A 17,611-nucleotide genomic window follows, 5' to 3' on the forward strand; every position below is an offset into this window, starting at 1 on the left:
AGGGTCGCGTTGGGGGAGTTCGCGTCGCGGGTGCGGTCCTTCGAGGTCGTGGAGTCGGGGATCGTGCGTGTTCATTCGTCCAACGTGCGTGGTTTCGCGCACCTGCCCATCACCGTGGAGACCCGATGAGCCGTCGATCCCACCGGATCCGTGTGCCGAGGTGTCCGCGCCCGGCCGCGAGGAGCCGATCATGAGAATCCGGGCCGACCTCGATCTGTGCCAAGGACACGCGGTCTGTCAGGCCGAGGCGCCGAAGGTGTTCACGGTCCCCAAACGCGGCCAGGTCGAAATCCTCGACGACGCCCCGGACGCCGACCTGCGGTCCGCCGTGGCGAATGCGATCCGTTACTGCCCCACCCAAGCCCTGTCGATCGCTGAAGGCGCGACCGACTCCGCACCGAAAGGTACCGACTGATGCCAGATTTCGATCGCGCCGAGCTCGACGAAATGATCCAGCGCTGGATCGTGGAGAACCAGCGCTGCGAGGAAAAGGGCGACTGGAAGCCGCTTGCGCAGATGTATACCGAGGACGCCACCTACGGGTGGAATTACGGTCCCACCCAGGAATTCATGGCCGTCGGACGTGAGGAGATCCGCGAACTCGCACTCGGCCAGGAGATGGCCGGGCTGGAGGGCTGGACCTACCCCTATCAGGAATTCGTGGTCGACGAACGCACCGGCAACGTCATCGGATTCTGGAAGCAGATCAGCGATGCCGAACGACCGGATGGACGCAACTATTCGCCGGAAGGCATCGGCGGCAGCTGGTTCCGCTACGGCGGCGACTTCCAATGGTCCTGGCAGCGTGACTTCTTCGACTTCGGCAACGTCTCGGCGCTGTTCCTGGAGATGATCACGAACAAAGCGCTCACGCCGGGCATGCAGAAGCGCATCGAGCGCTCGACCTCCGGCAAGCCGCTGCCCGGCTGGTATCGCGTCGGCGAATCGCCCGTCGCGCTGTGGTGACCGACATGACTGCACCACACAGCCGATTCGCCGACCTGGGTCGGGACACCTTGGCCGCGCTGCTTCCCGAACTGCTCTTGTGCGGACACCTCATCGACCGTTCCGGCATGGCGCACTCGCTCGGCGCGTTCGGTCGCGAGGGCATGACCGAGATCGCCATCGCGGAGTGGCAGGTGGCCAGCCCGGTCTACACCCGGCGCATGCAGCGAGCGCTCGGCTTCGCCGGTGACGGCGTGGAGACCATCTTCAAGGGCCTGCAACTGGATATCGGCGCTCCACCGCAGTTCATGGACTTCCGTTTCCGGGTCGACGATGACCACCGCGGAGAGTTCTGGCTCGACCACTGCGGCGCACTGGCCGACGTGGAACCCATGGGCGAGGACTTCGTGGTGTCGATGTGCCACGACATCGAGGACCCGACTTTCGACGCGACCGCGCTGGCCACCAACCCGCACGCTCAGGTCCGGCCGATCCACCGCCCGCCGCGACGGCCGGCCGACCGGAAACCGGTGTGCGCGTGGACGGTCGTCATCGACCCCGCTCATGTGCCGCCGCCGGTGCCGCCCGACGCCGACCTGGTCGCCGGATCGGCGGCGGCCGGGCTGGAGCTGACCGCGATCGACCGCGACGACGAAGGGCGGGCGGACTACTCCGGTCCACTGCTCAGCGATGTGCGCTTCGCGGACTTCTCCCGATCCGCGCTGGTGCGTCTGGCCGACGAGGTCTGCCTGCAACACCATCTGCTCACCCTCGGTTTCATGATCGCGGTGCGCGCGCGGGCAGACGCGGCGGCGGCGCTGGAGATCGGCCGCAAACAGTTCGCCGGGATCGCCGGGATCACCAGCGAGCGGCTGCGGAATTGCCTGGGCCTCGGCGACGACGCCGCCGCGCTGGCGACGGTACTGCGCCTGCATCCCGCCCTGAACCCGTTGCCCTACACGGGTGTCGAGATCGGCATGACCGACAACACCGTCACAGTGGCGTTCCCGTCCGCCAGCGGCGCGCACACCGACGGAACCTGGCCGTCGATGCTCGCCCCCGAGCACATCGAGCCGCTGAACGCCCTGGTACGCGGCGTGAATCCGCGTTTCAGCGCGGAGGTCGTCGCGGCGGGCGAACACGGTTGGAGCGCCGCCGTCACGCTCGGCGAGAAACCGATCCGGGAGGCGACGGAGGTCGCGATCACCCGGTTCAGCACCGGCGCCGCGTTCACGTTCACCGACCGGGGGATACCCCTTCCCCTCACCGTCGTGTGACCGCCCACTCAGAGATGGACTGCCATGGCCAACAACTTCGCCGACCTCTTCGAGCACTCCGTGGACGCCATGCCCGAACGGGTGGCTCTGATCCAGTCCGGCCGCCGGGTGACCTACCGTGCACTCGATGACCGCGCCAACCAGCTCGCGCACCATCTGGCGAGCATCGGCGTCGGCGCGGGCACCCACGTGGGTTTCCAGATGCACAACAGTATCGAGACGATGGAGACGCTGATCGCGTGCTTCAAACTCTCCGCCGTCCCGATCAACATCAATTACCGGTACGGCGTCACCGAGTTGGCCTACGTCTACGACAACGCGGATCTCGAGGTGCTCGTGCACCACTCCTGTTACGTCGGAACCGTCCGGGAAGCCGCTGCGCTGACCTCCACGTTGCGGCACACGATCTGCGTCGCCGACGAATTCTCCGGCGTGGCCGATGCCGCGGCGACGGCTTACGAGTCCGCCCTCGCCGCCCGGCCGACGGAACGCCCGGTGGTGCCGCGCAGCGGGGACGACCTGTTCATGATGTACACCGGCGGGACCACCGGCATGCCGAAAGGCGTCATGTGGCGGCAAGAGGACATGTGGCGGGTCCTCGGTGGCGGCATCGACTTCTACACCGGCGAACCGGTCGCCGACGAGTTCCAGCAGTCGCGCGCCGGTGCCCGGAACGATCCGGGTACCTGGCTGGTGCTGCCGCCGCTGATCCACGCCGCCGCCATGATGCCCACTTTCACGGCGCTGTGGTCGGGCAACACCGTGATCTTCGAGTCCCGCTTCGACGCCGGACGCGTCTGGCGGACCGTCGCCGAGCAACGACCTCAGGTCATGGTGATCACCGGCGACGCCATGGCCAGACCGTTGATCGAGGCCTACCGAGGCGAGCCGGTGGACGCCTCGGGGCTGCTGGCGATCGCCTCCGGCGCCGCGCTGCTGTCGCAACCGGTGAAGAACACGCTGTTGGAACTGTTTCCCTGGGCGGTCGTCTCGGACTCCATCGGATCGTCGGAAACCGGTTTCGGCGGTATCGGGTTCGCCCAGAAGCACGACGATCCCGCGCGCGGACCCCGCGTGCAGACCGGCCGCGGCGCGGTCGTCGTGGACGACGACGGTCACCCCGTCGCCCCGGGATCGGAAGGCTGGCTGGCCAAGACCGGCAACGTGCCGATCGGTTACTACAAGGATCCCGGCAAGACCGAGAAGTTGTTCAAGACCGTCGACGGCCTGCGCATGGTCGCCACCGACGACCGAGCCCGTGCCGAGACCGACGGCTCGATCACGTTGATCGGCCGCGGCAACATGGTGATCAACACCGGCGGCGAGAAAGTGTTCGTCGAAGAGGTCGAAAGCGTGGTGAAGGCGCACGGCGCGATCGACGACGCGGTGGTGATCGGAGTGCCCCACGAGCGCTGGGGGCATCAGGTCGCCGCGGTGGTGTCGCTGTCCGGCCCCGGGCCGGTCGAGTTCGGCGACCTGCAGGCGCACGTGCGCGACTTCCTGGCCGGATACAAAGTGCCGAAACAGATCTGGGTCGCGGACGCCATCGTGCGGGCGCCCAGCGGCAAACCCGACTACCGGTGGGCCAAACAGTATGTGGCCGATCGCGGACCCGATCACAAGGTGGACTGACATGATCCGCGTGATCCAGTGGGCGACCGGCGGGGTCGGCCGGGCCGCCATCGAGGGCGTCCTCGACCATCCCGAGCTGGAGCTGGTGGGAGCCTGGGTGCACAGCGTGGGCAAGGACGGCGTGGATCTGGGCGAGCTGGTCGGCCGCCCGCCGATCGGGGTGCGGGCGACCACCGACGTGGACCGCTTGCTCGCCACGCCGGCCGACTGCGTGCTGTACAGCCCATTCATGGCCGACACCGAGACGGTGCGCGCGATCCTGCGGTCCGGCAAGAACATCGTCACTCCGCTGGGCTGGTTTCATCCGCGGCGCGCGGAGCGGCAGCGTTACGACGAGCTGTGCCGCGCGGCCGGGGTGACCCTGCACGGCACCGGGATACATCCCGGCGGGATCACCGAGAAGATCCCGCTGGTGGTATCGGCGCTGTCGGGCGCGATCACCGAAGTGCGCGCCGAAGAGTTCTCCGACATCCGCACCTACGGCGCGCCCGAGGTGGTCCGCGACTGGATGCTGTTCGGCGCCACGCCGGAACAGGCCGCGACCAGTGTCATGGCGAACGTGCTCGCGGGCGGCTACAGCCAGTCGGTGTGGATGATCGCCGAAGCGCTGGGCATCGCGCTCGACGAACGGCTGCGGGTGACGCACGAGGTGGCGGTGGCCACCGCGCCGATCGATTCGCCCATCGGCCCGATCGCGCCGGGACGCGTGGCCGCGCAACGATTCCGCTGGCAGGGGACCGTTCACGGCGAGGCGGTGATCACGGCCGCGGTGAATTGGTTCATGGGCACCGAGAACCTGGATCCGCCGTGGACGTTCGGGCCCTCGGGTGAGCGCTACGAGGTCGAAATCGTCGGCGATCCCGGCGCGACGGTGACGTTCACCGGCATGCACGCCCACAGTACCGCCGCCGGTCTGGCCCGCAATCCCGGCATCGTCGCCACGGCCATGCACTGCGTGAACTCGATTCCCTACGTCGTCGCCGCCGAACCGGGTGTGCGGACCTATCTCGACCTGCCGCTCGTCGCGGGGCGTGCCGCCGCCTCCTTGTGCGGAGCCGAGGGTGACGAGGCGGCCGACCTTTCGTCCGTCCGTCCGGAACACACGGCCGCACAACGCAGTTCGCCGCGCTGATCGGCTCGCACGTTTCATCTAGGAGGTAGCTATGGCAGCACCGGCACTGCCGGTCGGATTCGACTTCACCGACCCGGCGTTATGGCAGAACCGTCGTCCGGTCGAGGAATTCGCGAAGCTGCGGCGAACCGCACCCGTGTGGTGGAACGCGCAATCCGACGAGACATCCGGTGGTTTCCGCGACGGTGGCTACTGGGTGGTCAGCAAACTCGCCGACATCAAGGAGATCTCGAAGCACCCGGAACTGTTCTCCTCGGAGCGCAAAGGCGCCATCATCCGCCTGCCCGGCGACATCACGCCCGATCAGATGGCGGTCACCGGCGCGCTGCTGGTGAACATGGACCCGCCCAAACACTCCAAGATCCGGCGGATCATCTCCAAGGGATTCACGCCGCGCGCGGTGGAGAACCTGCGAGCCGCACTCACCGAACGCGCCGCTCGTATCGTGCACGGAGCCAAACAGGCCGGTGGCGGCGACTTCGTCGAACAGGTCGCCTGCGAACTTCCGTTGCAGGCGATCGCCGAGCTGATCGGTGTGCCGCAGTCGGATCGGCGCAAGCTGTTCGACTGGTCCAACCAGATGCTCAACTACGACGATCCCGAGTACGGCGATCCCGCCATGGCCTCGGCGGAGATCCTCGGCTACTCCTGGAACATGGCCGAGCAGCGCCGCGCCTGTCCGGTGGGCGATATCGTGAGCGAGCTCGTGCACGCCGATGTCGACGGCGAGGCGCTCGGCTCCGACGAGTTCGGCTTCTTCGTCATCCTGCTCGCCGTGGCGGGCAACGAGACCACCCGCAATGCCATCACGCACGGGATGAAGGCTTTCATCGACAATCCCGAACAATGGGAGACCTTCAAGCAACAGCGTCCGCGCACCGCGCCGGACGAAATAGTGCGCTGGGCGACGCCGGTGACGGCCTTCCAGCGCACCGCGACAGCGGATCTGGAGCTGGGCGGGCAGTCCATCCGGCAGGGCCAGCGGCTCGGACTGTTCTACAGCTCGGCCAATTTCGACGAAGAGGGCTTCGAGGATCCGTACGCCTTCGATGTCCTGCGCAATCCGAACCCGCACGTGGGTTTCGGCGGCACCGGCACGCACTACTGCGTCGGGGCGAATCTGGCCCGGCTGGAGATCGATCTGATGTTCAACGCCATCGCCGACGTGATGCCCGATCTGCGTCAGGTATCCGAACCCGTGCGGCTGCGGTCGGGGTGGATCAACGGCATCAAGAGCTGGCGGGTGCGATACGAATAGCTTCGGGTGCGGGCTCCCCGGCGCTGCCGGCGGGGAGCCCACGCCGGGCCCATCAGCGGATGTCGTCGTCCTTGCGGCGCCGTCGGTAGCGGACGGTGCAGGGCTGGGCCAGTTGCACGACCATCTTGGAGTGGTCGTTGCGGTAGCTCTCCGACGGCTGGACCATCTCGAACTCCCAGTCGCGCAACAACAACGAGAAGATCGCCTTCAACTGCATGAGCGCGAACGCCGCGCCGACGCAGCGGTGGCGGCCGGCGCCGAACGGAATCCAGGTCCAGCGGTTGACCATGTCCTCTTGGTTGGGATCGATGTAGCGGCCGGGATCGAAAGCGTCCGGATCGGGAAAGTCCTCCGGAATCCGGTTCGAGATCGCGGGGGTGGCCGCGACGTGGTCGCCGGGTTCGATGCGATGACCGCAGACCTCGAACTCGCCTCGGGCCACCCGCATCAAGATGATCAGGGGCGGGTGCAGGCGCAACGTCTCCTTCAGGACGGACTCCAGGTGCGGAATCTGCCGCAGCGCTCCGAAACTGATGTCCGAGCCGTCGGCGTAGAGCTCGTCGAGCTCGGCCACGACCTGGCCGAGCACCTCGGGATGGCGCAGCAGTTCGATGATCGTCCAGGCCGCCGTGCCGGAGGTGGTGTGATGGCCGGCGAACATCATCGAGATGAAGATGCCGGTGATCTCGCTGGCGCTGAATCGCGGCTTGCCGTCGTCGCCGGGAATCGAGATGAGCACGTCGAGCATGTCCCGGTCGTCCTTGCCCGTCGGCGGGTCGGCCGCCCGGCGATCCATGATCGCCTGGACCAGCTCGACCAGCTCGGCGCGTGCCTGGTCGCGGCGGCGGAAGCTCTCGATCGGCGCGTACGGGTCGACGTAGGCCAGCGCGTCGGTGCCTCGTTCCAGGTCGTGGTAGAGGTGGGCGAATCGGTCGTCGAGGTCGTTGCGGAACTTCACGCCGATCAGGCACGCCGAGGAGGTGTAGATGGTCAGTTCGGCGAAGAAGTCGAGCAGGTCGATCTCGCCCTCGTCGCCCCAGCGCGCCAGCATCCGCTCGACCTCACGGGCGATGGTCGCGGCGTGCCCGCGCATGTGCTCGGCACGCAACGCCTGGTTGTGCAGCATTTCCTTGCGACGCTCCGGGCTGGCGTCGAAGACGACGCCGTCGCCGAAGATGGGCTTCATGAAGGGGTAGGCGGCGGCCTGGTCGAGGTCCTCGTCACCGGAACGGAAGAAGAATTCGTTGGCCTCCGCGCCCGACAACAGGATCACCTGACGCCCCGCCAGATCGAACGATCCGACGTCGCCGCACTCCTCCCGGACCCGGCGCATCAGGCCGATCGGGTCGACGCGGAACTCCTCCAGATGACCGTGCTCGTGGTCGCCTCCGGATACCCGACGTGGTTTCACCAGAGTCATTGGAAATCCTTCCCCAGATAAGTGTCCAAGTTTTATGATGGACACGTGTCTGGACAGTACTACGGCTAGCGACCGTCCGGCAAGGCGATCGCCGTCGCCCAGGCCGGACGGCTCGGGCCGCAGCTGTGCCGCACCGCCGTCTCCGCACAGCCCGCGACAAGAAGTGATCGGTGGATTCGACAATGAATTTCGGCAGACAGACCATTGTGGTGACGTGGCGGCTGGTGCGGTTTAAAGTCGCGGGTGCGGGGATGATCCTGCTCATCGGCGCGATAGTCGTGGTCGCCGTTTCGATGTACGCCGGACGGTTCCGCTCGACGGTGACCGTGACCGTCGAGACACCGCGTTCGGGACTGGTCCTCGATACCGATGCCAAGGTGCGCATCCGGGGTGTCGAGCTCGGCAGGGTGAGCGCGGTGGAGTCTCGTGGCGACCAGGCGCGCCTACGTCTCGCGCTCGACCCGGAACTCCTGGAGCTGGTGCCCGCCAACGCGACGGTGGATATCCGCTCCACCACCGTATTCGGCGCCAAATACGTCAATTTCGTCGTGCCGAACATTCCCGCGCCGACATCCATCCGACCGGGCGCGACGATCCGCGCGGAATCGGTCACCGTCGAATACAACACGCTGTTCCAGCACCTGAGCGAGATCCTGGCCGAGGTCGAACCGGCCGAACTCAACGCCACTCTGGCCGCGCTGAGCACAGCACTGCACGGGCGCGGCGACCGGCTGGGCGATCTGCTCGCCCGCACCGACGACTACCTGCGGCAGCTCAACCCGAGCCTGCCCGCGCTGCGGCGGGATCTGTCGGCCGCGGGAGAGGTCACCGGACTGTATGCCGACACCGCACCCGATCTGTTGCGTACGGCGGACAATCTCACCACGACGAGCGGGACGCTCACTCACGGTTCGCGAGACCTCGACGCCGTGCTGCTCAACCTCATCGGTTTGGCCGGCACCACCCGGTCGGCGCTCGCGGAGAACGAGCGAGAGCTCACCACCGCGCTGGAGATCCTGCGGCCTACCAGTGCGCTGCTGGACACGTACTCACCCGTGCTGTACTGCGTAGTCGTCGGCATAGCGACAGCGCTTCCCGCGGCCGAGGCCATCATCGGAGGAAACAAGCCCGGCGCGATCTTCAACGCCAGTTTCATGTACGGCGCGCAACCCTACGAATACCCCGATGACTTGCCGAAAGTGAACGCGACCGGCGGGCCACGCTGCGCCGGGATCCTCGACCGGGTCCCCGGCAGTCATGCCGACTACGTGGTCACCGACACGAACGAGGGCGCGCCCTTCGCGCCGTCCACCGTAGTCACGCCCAATCCACCCGAGGTCTTTCAGATCCTGTTCGCCGGCATGCCCGGAGTGCCGCGCTAGTCGACGGCGGCGCGAACCGGTTCGGCGTCCTGGTGCAAGATCGTGTGCGGATCACCGTGGCCGGTCACGCGACCGTCGTCCAACAGCAGGCAATGGTCGGCGCGCAGGGCGTCCTCGCGGCTGTGCGTGGCGTGTACGACCGTCACGCCTTGGGCTCCCACCCGGCGGATGGCCTCGGAAATCTCCTGCTGCGCGGCCGAATCCAGGCCGGTGGTCGGTTCGTCGAGCAAGAGCAGATCCGATTCCTGCGCGAGCGCCTGGGCGAGCAGCGCTCGTTGACGCTGCCCCCCGGACAAGGTGTCGAGCCTGCGTTCGGCCAGGTCGGTGATGTCCATCCGGTCGAGGCACGCGCGCACGACGGCGCGGTCCTGCCGGGTGAGGCGCCGCCATGCGCCGCGGTGTGCCCAACGACCCATGGTGACCGTTTCCCGGACGGTGATCGGCAGAGTCGTGGGAACGCCGCTGTGCTGCACGACGAATGCCGGGCGCCGCAGATGCTCCCGGTGGACGGTGCCCACGGTGGGCGCGATGACTCCGGCGAGGATGCCGAGCAGAGTGGACTTTCCGGACCCGTTGGGGCCGACAAGCGCCGTCACCTGTCCGCCCGGGATCGTGGCGGTGAGCTCGTGCAGGACGGGGCGTCCCCGGTACCCGGCCGTCACCCCGGCGATATGGACAGCTGGCGGCGGCATGGCTACTCCGATCTCCTCGTTGAAATGAAAATCATTCTCATTGTAGAGTGATGCGTCATGGAGTGGTTGGCCCCGTTCGAGGTCTCGTTCGTGCAGCGGGCGTTGTGGGGCGGACTGCTCGTGTCGTGCCTGTGCGCGCTGGCCGGAACATGGGTGGTGGTGCGCGGCATGGCCTTCCTCAGCGACGCGATGGCGCACGGCATGCTGCCCGGCGTCGCGATCGCCGCGCTGCTCGGCGGCAACCTGTTGCTGGGTGCGGCGTGCAGCGCCGCGGCGATGGCGGTCGGCGTCTCGGTGCTCGGCCGCAGCACCAGGTTCGCCGCGGACACCGGCATCGGGTTGCTGTTCGTCGGGATGCTGTCGGCGGGCGTGATCATCGTGTCGCGTTCGCCCTCGTTCGCGGTCGACCTGACCGGCTTCCTCTTCGGTGATGTGCTCGCTGTCGGCGAGCGTGACCTGTGGTATCTGGCTGCGGCCCTGGTCATCGCGTTCGTGGTCTCGGTGCTGGGTTACCGGGCGTTCGTCGCACTCACCTTCGACCCACGCAAGGCGCACACCCTCGGGATGCGTCCCCGCGTGGCCAACGTGGCGCTGATCGGCCTGGTGACCCTCGCGATCGTGGCGTCCTTCCACATCGTCGGCACGCTGCTGGTCTTCGGTCTGCTCATCGCGCCGCCCGCGGCGGCCGTCTACTGGGTGCATCGCATCCCATTGATCATGCTCACCGCCGCGGCGCTCGGCGCGGTGGCCACCGTTGCCGGGCTGCTGATCTCCTGGCACGCGGGGACCGCGGCGGGGGCGACCATCGCGGCGACCGCCGTCGCTCTGTTCTTCGTCTCCGCGCTGTCGGCCTGGCTGCGCGATCGGGTCCGCTCCGCGCGCGCGACCCCGAGACCACTGGCACTGCTGCTGGTCCTCGCCGCGATCACACCTCTGATCGGTTGCGGGACCACCGAATCCCCGCCACCTGCGGCGCCGACGCCCCACGGATACGTGGCGGGCGCGGAGGAGACCGATGAAGCGCAGCCGCGTCTGGTCGTGGCCGACAACGGGACCGGCGCCGTGCGGGTGCTCGACCTCATCACCGAGGACGTCATCGATCTCGGCAGGATGGAAGGCGTCGACCGCGTGAGCACCGACGGGCGCTTCGCCTTCTTGTCCGCCCGCGGCGGGGTGCGGATCGTGGACGCGGGCGCGTGGACGGTCGACCACGGCGACCACGTGCACTACTACCGCGCGTCCGCCCGCGATGTGGGCACGCTCACCGGCGGTCCGGTGGCCGCGACGCACGGTGACAGCGCGGTCACGGCAGTGGCTTTCGAAACGGGCGGCACCAGGCTGCTGGACCGCTCCGCGCTCGGCGCGGGGTCGCCGACCGAACGCGGCGCGATCGCGGACGGAGCCGCCGTGCCGTACGCAGAGCACCTGCTCGTGGCCGTGCCCGGCCGTGAGCACATCGAGGTCCGGACCCGGGACGGCGCGCAGGTCGCGGTCGTGGCGCAACGCTGCACGCATCCGCGCGGCTCGGCGGTGACCAGGCGCGGCGTCGTCTTCGGTTGCGCCGATGGGGCATTGGTGGTGACGGCACGGAACGCGGAGTTCACGGGCGAGAAGATCCCCTATCCGCAAGGGACCGCCGAGGCCGACCGCGCGGTCGAGTTCTTCCATCGCCCCGGCAGCGCGACGCTGGTGGCGAAGGCCGGTCGGCGGGGCGTTTGGGTGCTCGACGTCAGGCGCAAGACCTGGACCTCGGTGGACACCGGGCCCGTGGTAGCGGCGAACACGGCGGGGGAGGGCGCCGCGCTGCTGACCCTCACCGAAGACGGCCTCCTGCACGGCTATGACGCCGCGTCCGGCCGCGAGTCCGCGGCGGCGCGACCACTCACCGCGCCGGTACGCCCCGGTGCGCCTGCGCCGCTGATCCTCGTCGACGAGCACCGCGCCTACGTCAACGATCCCGCGGGGCGTGCGGTCCACGAGATCGACTACACCGACAACCTGCGCACCGCACGCACATTCGACCTCGACATCAACCCGACAACGATGGTGGAGACCGGCCGATGAAACTCACCGCACGGCTGTGCGCGCTGATCGGCGTCGCATTGCTCGCACTCACCGCATGCTCGACTTCCGGCGCGAACCGCGAAGGAATCGTCGTCACCACCAACATCCTCGGTGACCTCACCCGCGCCGTCGCGGGCGACACCGTCGAGGTCACCGTGCTCATGCAGGCTGACGCGGACCCGCACTTCTTCGCGATCTCCGCTCAGCAGGCGGCCCTGCTCGAACGCACGAGCCTGATCGTCTACAACGGTCTCGGTCTCGAGGAGAGCGTGCTGCGCAATGTCGAGGCTGCCGAAAAGTCCGGGGTGGCAGGCGTTTCCGTCGGCGCGGCGATCGATCCGATCAACTACTCCGCCGACGATGGGAACGGCAGGCCGGATCCGCACTTCTGGACCGATCCGCGCCGTGTGCGCAGGGCGGTGGAGGTCATCCGGGACCGGATTATCGAGCATGTCGACGGTGTCGACGCGGCGGCCATCCGCACCGGCGCCGACCGCTACCTCGCCGAACTCGATCGACTCGACCAGTGGATGGCCGAGCGATTCGCGACGATCCCTGCCGAGCGGCGCAAGTTGGTCACCAACCACCACGTCTTCGGTTACCTGGCGCAGCGATTCGGCTTCGACGTGGTCGGCGCCGTGATCCCGGGCGGAACCACGCTGGCCTCGCCGAGCCCGTCGGATCTGTCCGCCCTCGCCGGAACCATCCGGGCCGCCGGGGTCGGCGCGATCTTCGCCGATTCTTCGCAACCCGACCGTTTGGCGCGTGTGCTCGCCGACCAAGCGGGTGTGCACGTGCAGGTGATCCCCCTGTACTCGGAGTCGCTCACCGAACCGGGCGGCGGCGCGGGCACCTACCTGGAAATGATGCGGGCCAACACCGAGTCCATCGTGCGCGGCCTCACCGCCCCTTAGCGCCCACCCACAGAACGAAAGACGGAGCCACCCATGCGGTCACCAACCACGAAATCGGCTGCCCTGACCGGCTTGCTGACCTTGACCCTCGCCGTCGCAGGATGCGGCGCCGACGATTCCCCGGCGCAGGACTCTCGGCGCGAACAGATCGCCGAGCCTGTCGCGGTCACCTACGACGGCGGAATCCACGTACTGGACGGAACCACCCTCCGACTCGCGAGCACGGTCGACCTCGACGGCTTCAACCGGCTCAACCCGGCGGGCGACGACCGCCATCTGATCGTCTCGACCAAAGAAGGCTTCCGTGTCCTCGACGCCGCCGCGGCCGAATTCACCGGCACCGCGTTCCCCGCCCCCGAGCCCGGCCACGTGGTGCGGCATGCCGGACGGACCGTGCTGTTCAGCGACGGAACGGGTGAAGTGGTCGCTTTCGACTCGGCCGAACTCACCGAGGGGCAACCGAAGACCTCCACCTACCGCGCGGCCGCCCCGCACCACGGCGTCGCGATCGAACTCGCCAACGGAGACCTCGTCGTGACGCTCGGCACCGAGGAGAAGCGGACCGGGATCGTGGTGCTCGACAAGAACCGCACCGAGAAGGCGCGCAACGAGGACTGCCCCGGCGTGCACGGTGAGGCGACCGCCGCGGGCGAGGCCGTCGTGATCGGCTGCCAGAACGGCGTGCTGGTCTACCGCAACGGCACGATCACCAAAGTGACCAGCCCGACCGAGTACGGCCGGATCGGCAACCAGGCGGGCAGCGAGACCTCGCCCATCGTCCTCGGCGACTACAAGCAGGACAAGGACGCCGAACTCGAACGACCGCAGCAGATCTCGCTGATCGACACGGTCACCGGCGCGTTGCGTCTGGTCGATATCGGCACCAGCTACACCTTCCGCTCGCTGGCCCGCGGCCCGCGCGGCGAAGCCCTGGTCCTGGGCACCGATGGCCGCATCCACGTCATCGATCCCGTCGCGGGCGCCGTCGTGCGCACGATCCCGGTCACGGGTACCTGGCAGGAACCGCTGGAATGGCAGAAGCCGCGGCCCGCGCTGTTCGTCCGCGGCGGCACCGCCTACGTCTCGGACCCCGCCACCAAGCAGGTCCACCGCATCGAGCTGGAGACCGGAGCGAAGACGGCGAGTGTCACGCTGCCGAGCACCCCGAACGAAATGAGCGGTGTGGTCGCTCACTGACTCCTGGCTCTCGTCGGTGGGGACAGAGGATGATGACCGCGATGACGAGTTCGGTGAAAGGACGAGTATGACGCTGTCGCCCTCGACCATCGGTCGCCGCACTCTGCTGGCCGCGGCAGCGCTCCTACCGCTGGCCGCGTGCGCACGGGAGAAGACCCCGTCCTCTGCCCCCACCGTCCAAGCGGACGAGCGCCACGATCGCCTGATCGAGTTGGAACGAAAGTTCGACGCACGCCTGGGCGTGTATGCCCGCGCGACCGGGACAGGCGCCACCATCGCCCACCGCGCGGACGAACGATTCGCGTTCTGCTCGACGTTCAAGGGCTTGGCCGCGGCGGCGGTGCTCCAGCGTAATCCGTTGTCGCACTTGGACACCGTCGTCACCTACACCCGCGACGACCTCCTGAAGAACGCCGCGGTGACCCCGCGGTACGTGGACACGGGAATGACGATCCGTCAGCTGTGTGACGCCGCGGTCCGCTACAGCGACGGCACCGCCGGCAATCTCCTGCTCCGTGATCTGGGTGGACCGGCCGAGCTGACGGCGTACGCGCGGAGTCTCGGCGACATGGTCACCCGGATGGACCGGATCGAGCCCGCGATCACGGAGGCCACCCCTGACGATCCGCGCGACACGACTTCTCCTAGAGCGTTCGGCGAGGTCTACGACCGGATCGTGCTGGGTGACGCCCTGCCGGTCGACAAGCGCGACTTCCTCCGCGACCTTCTGGAACGCAACGCCACGGCCGCGGGTGCGCAGCGGATCCGGGCCGGCGTACCGCAGGGATGGAAGGTGGCCGACAAGACCGGAACCGGTGACTACGGCACCCTCAACGACATCGCGATCGTGTGGCCCCCGGACTCGGCGCCGCTCGTCGTCGCCATCATGTCCGGTAAAGCCACCCGGGACGCCGCCTACGACCAAGCCCTCCTCGCCGAGGCCGCCGCGTACGTCGTAGAAACCCTCACTTAGACCGATGGGGTGCCCGCGCTCTCGATCGGGTGCCGGAGGGAACCTCGCGATGTCCGAGTCGGAGTTCTCGGGCTCCCGCTATTCGCGCTGGCGGGAAAACGTTGCGCGGCAGCTAGATTGGCACGATGCCACTGCGACATGAACCGGACGTCTCCAAGGCTGACTGGTTCACCGAGCGTGGCGATCCATGGACGCAGTTGTGTTCGATGGGTCCCAGTGGGTTCACCCGGTATGCCCGGTTGTTCCACCCCGCCACACCCGATGAGGACCCGTCGGATCCGGATGCGCTGCGAGACCGCGCGGGCGACCTCGACTCCGAGGTCCTGCAGCGGCTGTCGAACATCCTCGCCGGGCACACCGAGACGCCGGACGACTGCTATTTCGGACTCTGGGACGGCTTCGGCGACATCTACGGTGGCTCGTCGGTCGTCGTGTCGTTCAGTATGGACTCGTCCACGAATCTCGCGGCCGCACCCAGCGTCGCACCGGCCTTCCCGCCGGAGGTCATAGACGGCCCCCGGGTGCGGATTCCGGCGCGCGACTACCTGCTGTTCCGCGGGCCGTTGCGCGAGGCCGGGCAGTGGGGCGCCGCGGACCTGCTTCCGGGCTGGTCACGACCGATCAACAGCCCGAATCTCATCTGGCCCGCCGACCGGGCGTGGTTCGTCGCGACCGAGATCGATCTGCCCTGGACCGGCGTCGCGGGAAGCGCCGCGCTGATCGAGGCATTGCGGGCCGACGCGGCACTGGACGTCGAGGAGACGCAGCCGTCGGACTCCCCGCCGTACTGGCGGGACCGGACCTGAACTGTCCGGCGACCCGAAGGGACGCGATCCCGGCCTGACCGACGCTACGGTGGGATGACATGGACACTGCTGTGCTGGCCCTGCCGGAGTCCGCGCCCGCCCCTCGGTCCGGGGCGTCGGCGCGCGTCCGGTTCCGTGGCATCTCGAAAGCGCAGCCGGTGGTTGTCGTGGCCTGCTGTCTGGTCGTAGCGCAGCTGGCGATCCGTTGGTGGGTAGCCGACAGCGGCTATTTCTACTGGGACGATCTCATCCTGGCAGGCCGAGCGGCTCGATACGGGCTGTGGTCAACGGACCTGCTGCTGTACGACCACGACGGACACTTCATGCCGCTGGCCTTCGCCACGGCGTGGGCGGTGAACGCGGTGGCGCCCCTGGCCTGGGCCGGGCCGGTGGTGGTGCTGCTGGTCATGCAGCTCGGCGCGTCGGTGGCCGTGGTTCGCATGCTGCTGCTGGTGGCGGGCCCGCGGTGGCCGATCCTGCTCCCGCTGGTCTTCTACCTTTTCTGTCCACTGACCATCCCGGCTTTCGCCTGGTGGGCAGCCGCTCTGAACGCGCTGCCGCTGCAATTCGCCCTCGCCTGGGTGATCGGCGACGCGGTGCTGCTGGTGCGCGGCGGGCGGCGCCGATACGCGCTGTCCGGGGTCGCGGTGACGGCCGTGGCGCTGCTCTTCTTCGAGAAGTCGGTGATCGTGCCGTTCGTCGCGTTCGCCGTCACGGCGCTGGCCCACTACGTCGACGGCGGCGAGGGCGCCATACGCACGGTGCTGCGCAGGGGCGCGGCGCTGTGGATCGGATCGGGCGCGGTGCTGGCCTGCTGGTCGATCGGATACTTCGTGGTGGTGGACGGTCCCGGCCTACCCGATGGGTGGGAGGAGTTGCGCGACCTACTGCCCGGTGCGGCGTCTCTGGGGATCGTGCCCGCCTTGTTCGGCGGGCCCTGGGTGTGGGAACGGTGGCTACCGTCGACGCCGTGGGCGGATCCGCCCGGATGGGCGGTGGTGTCGGCCTGGCTGGCGCTGCTGGTCGTGGTGGCGCTGACGATCCGCGTCAGGCAGCGGGTCGGGGCGGTCTGGTCGACGGCCGCGGCGTACGTTCTGGTCGTTCAGCTGGCGGTGGCCCTGGCTCGCGGCGGGCCGAACACCGCGGCGGAGCTGATGCAGTCGCTGCGCTACGTCGCCGACATGGCGGTGGTGTCGGCCGCCGCCGGTGCGCTGATGCTGCGCGCCCGTCCCCGGCCGTCGAGTGGCCCGACGCGCGTGGCGCTTCCGCGCGGACCCGTGACGGTCGCGGTGACCGTGGTTTTCCTCGTGAGCAGTCTGTCGTCCACCTGGACGTTCGTGCGATCGTGGCGTGCGGGTCCGACCGAAACCTATCTAGCGAATGTGCGATCGGCGCTGAGCGCATGGGACGGCGCACCCCTTCTGGAGCAGGAGGTCCCGTGGACTGTGCTGAACCCCCTGGCCTATCCCCAGAATCTCACCAGCAATGTGCTGGCGCCCATCGCCGCTCCCGGCACGTTCGCGGACTCGACACCCCACCTGCGCATGATCACCGACGACGGTCGGATCGTCGAGGCGGCGGTGTGGTGGAACCGGATCATCCTCCCCGGCCCCGAGCCCGGCTGCGGGTACCGGATCCACGGCGCAGCGCAGGCCCGCTTGCTGCTCGACGGTCCGATGCTCGAGAACAAATGGACGGCGCAACTCAACTACCTCGCGAGCCGTGACGGTCGGATAACCGTCGCTCTGGAACACGGCGAAGCGGTGACGGCGCCGGTCCGGAAGGGGCCCAACACCGTGTTCGTCCGCCTCGTCGGAGGCGGATCCGCACTTCGGATCGCCTCCCGGACGACCGGACTGGATCTGTGCGTCGGCGTCGGACCGGTCGGCGTCGCCTCCTACGACAACTGAACCACCACC

Annotated in this window: 15 protein-coding genes and 1 pseudogene; 14 read left to right on the plus strand and 2 right to left on the minus strand. The window is 68.3% G+C overall.

The window, feature by feature from the left end:
* From GVY39_RS34800 to GVY39_RS29945, 7 genes and pseudogenes are all read left to right on the plus strand, one after another.
* Positions 1–129, plus strand: a pseudogene (locus tag GVY39_RS34800) (cytochrome P450); the annotation flags it as partial.
* 61 nt (positions 130–190) lie between these two features.
* Positions 191–415, plus strand: a complete 225-nt coding sequence (locus tag GVY39_RS29920; protein WP_159930266.1) for a ferredoxin — start codon at positions 191–193, stop codon at positions 413–415.
* Positions 415–966: a nuclear transport factor 2 family protein gene (locus GVY39_RS29925; RefSeq protein WP_159930267.1), complete on the plus strand. Its 552-nt coding sequence runs from the start codon at positions 415–417 to the stop codon at positions 964–966. The genes GVY39_RS29920 and GVY39_RS29925 overlap by 1 nt, the downstream gene beginning before the upstream one ends.
* A gap of 5 nt (positions 967–971) precedes the next feature.
* Positions 972–2,222 (plus strand): hypothetical protein, encoded by a 1,251-nt coding sequence (locus GVY39_RS29930; protein WP_159930268.1) that lies wholly within the window; start codon positions 972–974, stop codon positions 2,220–2,222.
* Between the two features lie 24 nt (positions 2,223–2,246).
* Positions 2,247–3,854 (plus strand): acyl-CoA synthetase, encoded by a 1,608-nt coding sequence (locus GVY39_RS29935; protein WP_159930269.1) that lies wholly within the window; start codon positions 2,247–2,249, stop codon positions 3,852–3,854.
* Position 3,855: 1 nt separating this feature from the next.
* Positions 3,856–4,986, plus strand: coding sequence for a dihydrodipicolinate reductase (locus GVY39_RS29940; RefSeq protein ID WP_159930270.1), 1,131 nt, complete (start codon positions 3,856–3,858; stop codon positions 4,984–4,986).
* A gap of 31 nt (positions 4,987–5,017) precedes the next feature.
* Positions 5,018–6,244, plus strand: coding sequence for a cytochrome P450 (locus GVY39_RS29945; protein ID WP_159930271.1), 1,227 nt, complete (start codon positions 5,018–5,020; stop codon positions 6,242–6,244).
* 52 nt (positions 6,245–6,296) lie between these two features.
* Here the strand turns inward: GVY39_RS29945 and GVY39_RS29950 are convergent, their stop codons facing one another.
* Positions 6,297–7,664 (minus strand): cytochrome P450, encoded by a 1,368-nt coding sequence (locus tag GVY39_RS29950; RefSeq protein WP_159930272.1) that lies wholly within the window; start codon positions 7,662–7,664, stop codon positions 6,297–6,299.
* A 182-nt stretch (positions 7,665–7,846) separates the two neighbouring features.
* Here GVY39_RS29950 and GVY39_RS29955 point away from each other — a divergent pair, with 182 nt between their 5' ends.
* On the plus strand, positions 7,847–9,046 hold the full coding sequence (locus tag GVY39_RS29955) for an MCE family protein (protein ID WP_159930298.1): 1,200 nt from the start codon (positions 7,847–7,849) through the stop codon (positions 9,044–9,046).
* On the opposite strand, the gene aztA is transcribed toward GVY39_RS29955, so the two are convergent.
* Complete coding sequence (gene aztA / locus GVY39_RS29960) at positions 9,043–9,738, minus strand: zinc ABC transporter ATP-binding protein AztA (protein ID WP_159930273.1); 696 nt, start codon at positions 9,736–9,738, stop codon at positions 9,043–9,045. The genes GVY39_RS29955 and aztA overlap by 4 nt on opposite strands.
* Before the next feature lie 57 nt (positions 9,739–9,795).
* On the opposite strand from aztA, the gene aztB reads away from it, so the two are divergent.
* The 6 genes from aztB to GVY39_RS29990 all read left to right on the plus strand — a co-directional run bounded on the left by aztB (position 9,796) and on the right by GVY39_RS29990 (position 17,602).
* Positions 9,796–11,802 carry a zinc ABC transporter permease AztB gene (aztB, locus tag GVY39_RS29965; protein ID WP_159930274.1) on the plus strand — a complete coding sequence of 669 codons (2,007 nt, stop codon included), beginning with the start codon at positions 9,796–9,798 and terminating at the stop codon, positions 11,800–11,802.
* Positions 11,799–12,716, plus strand: coding sequence for a zinc ABC transporter substrate-binding protein AztC (gene aztC, locus GVY39_RS29970; RefSeq protein WP_159930275.1), 918 nt, complete (start codon positions 11,799–11,801; stop codon positions 12,714–12,716). The genes aztB and aztC overlap by 4 nt, the downstream gene beginning before the upstream one ends.
* Before the next feature lie 33 nt (positions 12,717–12,749).
* Positions 12,750–13,913, plus strand: coding sequence for a zinc metallochaperone AztD (gene aztD / locus GVY39_RS29975; RefSeq protein WP_159930276.1), 1,164 nt, complete (start codon positions 12,750–12,752; stop codon positions 13,911–13,913).
* Between the two features lie 67 nt (positions 13,914–13,980).
* Entirely contained in the window at positions 13,981–14,886 is a 906-nt protein-coding gene (bla, locus tag GVY39_RS29980) for a class A beta-lactamase (protein WP_159930277.1), read from the plus strand.
* A gap of 125 nt (positions 14,887–15,011) precedes the next feature.
* Complete coding sequence (locus GVY39_RS29985) at positions 15,012–15,692, plus strand: hypothetical protein (RefSeq protein ID WP_159930278.1); 681 nt, start codon at positions 15,012–15,014, stop codon at positions 15,690–15,692.
* A 59-nt stretch (positions 15,693–15,751) separates the two neighbouring features.
* Positions 15,752–17,602, plus strand: a complete 1,851-nt coding sequence (locus tag GVY39_RS29990) for a hypothetical protein (RefSeq protein WP_236565751.1) — start codon at positions 15,752–15,754, stop codon at positions 17,600–17,602.
* Positions 17,603–17,611: the final 9 nt, after the last annotated feature.

Origin of the sequence: Nocardia sp. CY15, from assembly GCF_009829295.1 — a bacterium.
In the GTDB taxonomy this organism is placed as follows: Bacteria; Actinomycetota; Actinomycetes; order Mycobacteriales; family Mycobacteriaceae; genus Nocardia; species Nocardia sputi.